We start from the raw sequence: 6,197 nt of genomic DNA on the forward strand, positions 1-6,197 counted from the left end.
TTATTGGTTTTTATTTGCCAGTAACTGCGCATATAGTTTCATATCGATATTTCCTCCACTTAAAATAATCCCGATACGTTGGCCTTTCAAGTGTTTTCGTATTGCTTTTGCAGCAGCAAAACCCAAACAGCCCGTAGGTTCGACGACCGTTTTCATTCGCTGTGCCAAAAAGTGCATAGCATCAATCAGTTCTTCATCTGAGGCTGTCAGAATGTCTGCAACCAAATGCCGAATGAGAGTAAAAGTATACTGCCCCAAATGCTGTGTTTGTGCGCCATCTGCAATCGTCTTTGGCGTTTCAATATGGATGATTTCACCTTTTTTAAACGATTGCTGTCCATCATTGCCGGCCGCAGGTTCGACACCAAAAACTCGACAGGTTGGCGATAAATGGGCCGCAGAAAGCGCAGAGCCAGACAGTAAACCGCCGCCGCCGAGGGGGATAAACAGCGCATCCAATTCACCGACTTCTTCAAACAATTCTTTAGCCGCCGTACCTTGACCCGCAATAATATGTGGGTGATCGAAAGGTGGAATCAGTGTCATACCGTGCTTTTCTGCCAATTGACGACCTATTTCTTCGCGATCTTCTGTATATCTATTGTAGAAAATCACTTTACCACCATAACCTTTGGTCGCAGTCACTTTGGCTTGCGGAGCATCCTGAGGCATGACAATTGTCGCGGAGATATTCAATAATTTAGCCGCTAACGCAATGGCTTGTGCATGATTACCTGATGAAAACGCAATAACGCCTGCTTTCTTCTGCTCATCACTAAATTGGGATAAGGCATTCATGGCGCCACGAAATTTGAATGCTCCCATTTTTTGGTAATTTTCACACTTGAAGTAGACCTGTGCGGCGAACATTTCATTGACAGTCGTTGAGGTGAAAACCGGGGTTTTATTGATATAGGGTTTGATACGGGAATGGGCTTCAGAAATATCATTGTAATCAGGCATAAACTTCATTATGTGAGCCTCCTGTGCTCGGCAACGTATTTTTATTTATATGATTAAACAGGAACATATAATCATAATATTGAGGTTCATACTGAGACAGCGCTCATCATTGTGATCGTTTTAAAGTTTAATATACTCTTGCGGTATCCAACCGATTTCTCCTGAGTCTTTATGCGCCCAATACCAACCGTTTAATGTTCTTTCCAGATATAGGCATTCTCCCGCTTTAACAGTGAGTTCATGAGCAGTGTAATTTTCACTACAGATTGCTTTATCAGGAGGAATAAAATGTAAGATGTGTTGAGGAACCCAACCACAGATATTTAAAGCGTTAGTCGTCCAAATCCAATAAGGATAATCAAGATCACTATAACTTACCGAAACAATATCTCCGGCCTGTAATTTAATGGGATTTGGATAAGCACTGATATAATCATGGGTTACAATACCTTTTTTCAGCATTTTTTACTCCTGAATGCATTTTATTCTGACTGGACGCAACGTGGACATTGGGTAAACAAAAAGGCTACACTTTCGTGTAACTCCCTTGTTTTATTTGGTGGAGCTGGGGGATCTGAATAAATCAATTAATTTGTTGTAATAATTGATAAAAATCGAGTTCAGACTTGTTGGGTATACCTAAACGTATGCCAATAGAAAGTTTGATAAGAATTGTCAGTGACAGGATTTATCTATTTTTTATATGACAATATAAATAATAATATTATTTTTCATTATTAATTGATTGGGTGCCCTATGCAATTTGATAATTTTTCGTCCCCGCGATCTTTGCGTTTTGCCGCTGCTGTAAGTGCAAAGAACGCTTTGTTGTATGAACCGCATATTGAACAGCTTACTAAGTATGTTGAAGGGTTAAAGATCAAGTATCCCGACTGGCAATTCCCTTATTTTGATCCACATGATGGCGGGCAGCGTGCTGATATCCTTTTTTTACTTGAAAAACCAGGCCCAAAAACCTCTCCGGAACGTGGCGGCTCAGGGTTTATCTCAAGGGATAATAATGATGCTACTGCCGAGGCTATTTTTAATTTTACGAACGCTGCAGGCATCCCACGAAAGCGTACTGTGCTATGGAATACCATCCCCGGGTGGAATGGGACGATTAAGATGACATCAGCCGAGAATAAAGCAGGTTTATCCGAACTTGCCAATTTGCTGGCACTTCTACCAAATCTTTCTACAGTCGTGTTGGTTGGTCGTAAAGCAGAGAAAGCTTTTCCGTTACTTGAACAGAAACCAGTGAAAATAATTGTGTCCGCACATCCATCTCCTAAGGTAAGGGCAACCAATAGATCAATGTGGGATAGCATTACGGATCGCTGGTTGCTGGCAATTAACTAGTGACTAGTTGGTGATGGGTTTGCCCTAACTGGTCACTCACCGTGAACAGTCAGCGCCAAAAATGCAAAATATCGGCCTGAGCCGGTGATTTCTTGCACTGTAGGTTAGTAGCAGGGAAAAGTTTCAGGCAGAGAAAAGGTCTGCAATGGTCGTTACTGGATAATAAAGCGACAAGAAGAGGAATTAAGGGAAGCAGAGCGAAATTTCCGTTGATTTGGGCTTCATCAATAACCACTGTAGTATGTATGAAATGGATCATCGGGGACATGACGTAATGCAGGAAGTCAGCGTTTGTCTACACGTCAGTAGTCAACTTAGAGTTGACTACTGATGGGGATTGGATTCATCCCCCGTTCATCACGGATAACAGGATATTGATAACGAATTTCACGGCTGCACTTCGGTGTGGCCTTTTTGTTTTCTGGCTGCCAACTGTCGCGTAAGTGTTGGGTGGGTTGCTGGGTTACATATTCCAGCCGACAGCATGGCAGGATCACAATTTAACATCTAAAACCCCGCAGGGTTATACCTGCTAAAAGCTACGCATTGCGTATCTGCCGTCGCTAGCCCGGGACGGCACCTAACCATTTGATATCCATTCGATATCGGTATTTCCTATTAACTCACCTAATGGTCACTCCGTCAGTGGGATGGATTATGCGCATGGACAAATATACAAGCCTCACGGCCTACGGATGGGGCGCATTCACTGCAATGCTCGGCGCTCTGTCATTAAACGACTGGGCAATTGTTATCGGCATCCTGTCCACAATAGGAACCAATTATCTAAAGGGGATAATTGTCCTCTTTAACTTCTTGATATCCCTTATTTCCGGCAGAGAACCGGAATGACTGCACCATGCAGGAAATAAATAAAATCAACAAGTGACCGTTCTTCGATATGTGTTTTAGTGGAAATGATCCGAGGGGTAAATCAGACCTAAAAGAGGTCAAAAGAAGTGTGTATTTTGTTACACCTCATTACACTTTGTTACAAATAGAAACACCTCAGAGGGGGAATTATGAGGTGCTTAGAAAAAAGAGCCGCGCTGGCGGAATTTGATCTGGGTATTTAACTATTTAATAAATATGGCTTTTATGTTTTGACTATTGGTCTTTTACTACTAAACCTACTACCAAAAATATTTACGATTGCTTTTTAACCGAGGAGGGGCTTAGGTAGTATATTCATATTTATAAACAGTATTTTTATGTGTCCCGCTGTCCCTTATATATAAATATAAAATATTATATTTATTATATAGTTATATCTATTCTAAAAATGCATACTAAGTAAAATGGCGGGACAGCGCCTAGTATACACGTCCCGACGCTTCGATAAAGCCCTCCTCGGAAATGAGCAATACCTTTTGCCTACTGTAACTGTTTGAAGAGCTACCGCCAGATTTGTCGGCAGAGCTAAGCGGAAATTCCCGCTTAGGTCAGTAAGCCCGTCTATATACGCTATGCTCAAAACTGAGTGCATTTTTTAAATGTGAAAAGTTCAAGCTCAGTGAGAGCGAAGTCAGAAAGCGAATGCTGGTGGCTGAAAGTTTTATTCTCGGGTGCCTGGAGGTTTTAGACGAACCTTTAGAAATAGACCTCATCTATGGCTTCCACGGTAACTATGCAGAAAAGCACAGTTCAGTATTAAGCGCTCCATAGTAAAAAGCCTATCCCTTGCCCGATAACCTGCGCGAACGGCTCCACCCGCTCATCGGGTCGCGGAAAACTTTTACCTGACCTGATAGCCCATTGATAAGGGTAAAATACCCTGAAACTCAGAGTTTGAGCCGATATGGGAATTCCCATATCGCCCGGCTTCCTCCAATGGAGGATTTCGAAATTATCAAATAGTTAGTTTTAATTCCGGCGTTTTACCGGAATCGATCTAATTCACTGGAATATAGAGCCTGTTCAGAATTTTTACTAAAACTCTTTTTAAAACCCTTTACATTAGGCTAAACCCATATACCCTGTTTTTAACATATTTTTACCCTTAACCTTTTTGACGCAAACTAAACTCATAGTGAATGGGGGATATTTAAAAATGCCGTTATTAGATGCTGATGAATTTGAAGGAAATTGGGTATTTCGCTTCAATCAAACTCTGAATTTTCCCCTTAATTTCTCTTCGACTATGCAAAATGGGGCCTGTAGTGGTTTAGTAATGGCTTGGGTAAAGATGCACAAATCAGGAAAGTCTCACCTATTCCCAGGAAATATAAAACTTCCTAGTTATATAAAAATAGTTGAAAATCTTAAAGCAAAAAGCATGGATGGTATGCAATTTCTTAATGAAAACGGATTATCTCATAGGCATGTAAGCCGTTATGATGAAGACAACATTGTAGAAAACTTAGCCACTGTCCATGAAGGTTATGAAGCTTTGGCGTATGGAGATCATGCTATTGGGCTAGCAGTAACTTTCTATGGTGTTGACTTTTTTGATCCTAATTTTGGTTGCGTCCATTTCCCGACACGTCATAATCTTAGAGCATGGTTTAAGGAAAGATATTGGCCTAACCGTGATGGAATAGGGGCGATTGCAAGGCCATGTAACTACATTCTTGTGCACTCAATTGTATCAACCCACAAGCCATAATCGCACATTGCCCCCAAGCTGCATATCTGCAGCTTGCTCAAATACCCACCAGCAATGTAATTCCATCAATTCAACGGAATTAGCACTTCCCCGACAATAACTCCCTGCCTGTCCAGCCCCCCCAATGGAGTAAGTTAAAAGCATCCATAACCAGTGGAGTTTGGCTATATTGACCCTGCACCAGAAAAATCTGGTGTCAGGATTGAGACCCTGAATCAGTTATCGGCGACACATGACGCGCCAAGCGTCTTTTTTTGTGTCACTGCACCACTGCACCTACCATTTAAGGCGGAATTCGCCTATATGTATTCAATGGTGGCGCGTTCAAGGCAGCTTTCGGGCTGGCTGGTTTCCGATAACACCAGTAGTCTCAACCTTGTCTGTGTCACCACCCTCATAGAGATTGAGACCTCTGGTGGTGACAGTTCAAAACTGTTATCGGAGATCGCAACTATGGCGACTATCCTTACCCCAACTCACTTCAAATTCGTGTTCTTGAGCATCAGACGTGCTGATTTAGACGCAGCCCCCAGCCGTATAGCAACTATTGCATCTGACGAGCACAACGCCCGTTCTGTCCTTTTCCGTGATTTTATTTTGTTCTTTGCCGGCCGCTTACCTGTTCAGGAGGTGCGCCATGTCTGATCGTTCATTAGCCAATATCTACGCTCACCCCGCGGACCTGATGGAGCCTATCGCGGCCTTTCTTAAAGCCGTGGAGTTCTTGCGCTTAGATCCTGAGGTAAGGAAGGGCCGGAAAAATTAAGCTGGTTTGAACGCAAGGTCTTAAAGCCGATTAATGATCATATAGGGGCGGCCAATGAAACCCCTTAACCGCCTTTACTTATCCGGTGATGAGATCCACTTGGTGGATGCCAATCTCATGCTGGAACTGTCAGCCTGTGGCCGGGGCTTTATCACGGCAGAGACAACCACTGATTACACCGGAAAACTGGTGCGCCTCGATGTGGGGTATACCGATTTGCTGCTGCGCTGGTTCACGGGCTATGTGGAACGCTCACAGCCTGCCCAGAACGGTTATCAGCGTCTGTTTGTACGTGAGCTGGTCGGCGTGTTTGATCGCCCGTGGCCGTGCTCGTTCCAGCATCCCACCCTGCGCCAGATGGTTGACTGGTTGCAGGCGCATAGCGGGCTGACCTTCACGGTGCCGGATGCGCCTTACACGGATACCCCCATCCCGCACTATACCCACAATGGCACGGGCTATCAGTTGCTGGCGAATCTGGGGCAGGTCTTTTCGATTGAA

Annotated in this window: 8 protein-coding genes and 1 pseudogene; 6 read left to right on the forward strand and 3 right to left on the reverse strand. The window is 43.5% G+C overall.

Annotated elements, in window-relative coordinates:
* On the reverse strand, positions 1–972 hold the full coding sequence (locus Xbed_RS16560; RefSeq protein WP_086113966.1) for a threo-3-hydroxy-L-aspartate ammonia-lyase: 972 nt from the start codon (positions 970–972) through the stop codon (positions 1–3).
* 111 nt (positions 973–1,083) lie between these two features.
* Positions 1,084–1,425 (reverse strand): SH3 domain-containing protein, encoded by a 342-nt coding sequence (locus Xbed_RS16565; protein ID WP_086113967.1) that lies wholly within the window; start codon positions 1,423–1,425, stop codon positions 1,084–1,086.
* 294 nt (positions 1,426–1,719) lie between these two features.
* On the opposite strand from Xbed_RS16565, the gene Xbed_RS16570 reads away from it, so the two are divergent.
* Entirely contained in the window at positions 1,720–2,325 is a 606-nt protein-coding gene (locus Xbed_RS16570; RefSeq protein WP_086113968.1) for a uracil-DNA glycosylase, read from the forward strand.
* Positions 2,326–2,639: 314 nt separating this feature from the next.
* Here the strand turns inward: Xbed_RS16570 and Xbed_RS19520 are convergent, their stop codons facing one another.
* Positions 2,640–2,822 carry a hypothetical protein gene (locus Xbed_RS19520; RefSeq protein WP_139837514.1) on the reverse strand — a complete coding sequence of 61 codons (183 nt, stop codon included), beginning with the start codon at positions 2,820–2,822 and terminating at the stop codon, positions 2,640–2,642.
* A gap of 166 nt (positions 2,823–2,988) precedes the next feature.
* Between Xbed_RS19520 and Xbed_RS16575 the strand changes: the two genes are divergently transcribed.
* The 5 genes and pseudogenes from Xbed_RS16575 to Xbed_RS16595 all read left to right on the forward strand — a co-directional run.
* Positions 2,989–3,177, forward strand: coding sequence for an HP1 family phage holin (locus Xbed_RS16575; protein WP_479688288.1), 189 nt, complete (start codon positions 2,989–2,991; stop codon positions 3,175–3,177).
* 1,198 nt (positions 3,178–4,375) lie between these two features.
* A complete protein-coding gene (locus tag Xbed_RS16585) occupies positions 4,376–4,930 on the forward strand; it encodes a YopT-type cysteine protease domain-containing protein (RefSeq protein WP_086113970.1) in 555 nt (184 codons plus the stop codon).
* Positions 4,931–5,083: 153 nt separating this feature from the next.
* The gene (locus tag Xbed_RS16590) at positions 5,084–5,575 is read left to right on the forward strand and encodes a host cell division inhibitor Icd-like protein (RefSeq protein ID WP_086113971.1); all 492 of its coding nucleotides are present in this window, start codon (positions 5,084–5,086) and stop codon (positions 5,573–5,575) included.
* Positions 5,568–5,696, forward strand: a complete 129-nt coding sequence (locus tag Xbed_RS20545; protein ID WP_279625537.1) for a hypothetical protein — start codon at positions 5,568–5,570, stop codon at positions 5,694–5,696. The genes Xbed_RS16590 and Xbed_RS20545 overlap by 8 nt, the downstream gene beginning before the upstream one ends.
* A gap of 54 nt (positions 5,697–5,750) precedes the next feature.
* Positions 5,751–6,197, forward strand: a pseudogene (locus tag Xbed_RS16595) (hypothetical protein); the annotation flags it as partial.

It is taken from the genome of Xenorhabdus beddingii (genome assembly GCF_002127545.1).
GTDB lineage: Bacteria > Pseudomonadota > Gammaproteobacteria > Enterobacterales > Enterobacteriaceae > Xenorhabdus > Xenorhabdus beddingii.

Bases quoted from the DNA above. Each gene is read 5' to 3' on its own strand.
- Xbed_RS16560 (WP_086113966.1), bottom strand. From the start codon at position 972: ATGAAGTTTATGCCTGATTACAATGATATTTCTGAAGCCCATTCCCGT.
- Xbed_RS20545 (WP_279625537.1), top strand. From the start codon at position 5,568: ATGTCTGATCGTTCATTAGCCAATATCTACGCTCACCCCGCGGACCTG.
- Xbed_RS16570 (WP_086113968.1), top strand. From the start codon at position 1,720: ATGCAATTTGATAATTTTTCGTCCCCGCGATCTTTGCGTTTTGCCGCT.
- Xbed_RS16565 (WP_086113967.1), bottom strand. From the start codon at position 1,425: ATGCTGAAAAAAGGTATTGTAACCCATGATTATATCAGTGCTTATCCA.
- Xbed_RS16575 (WP_479688288.1), top strand. From the start codon at position 2,989: ATGGACAAATATACAAGCCTCACGGCCTACGGATGGGGCGCATTCACT.
- Xbed_RS16585 (WP_086113970.1), top strand. From the start codon at position 4,376: ATGCCGTTATTAGATGCTGATGAATTTGAAGGAAATTGGGTATTTCGC.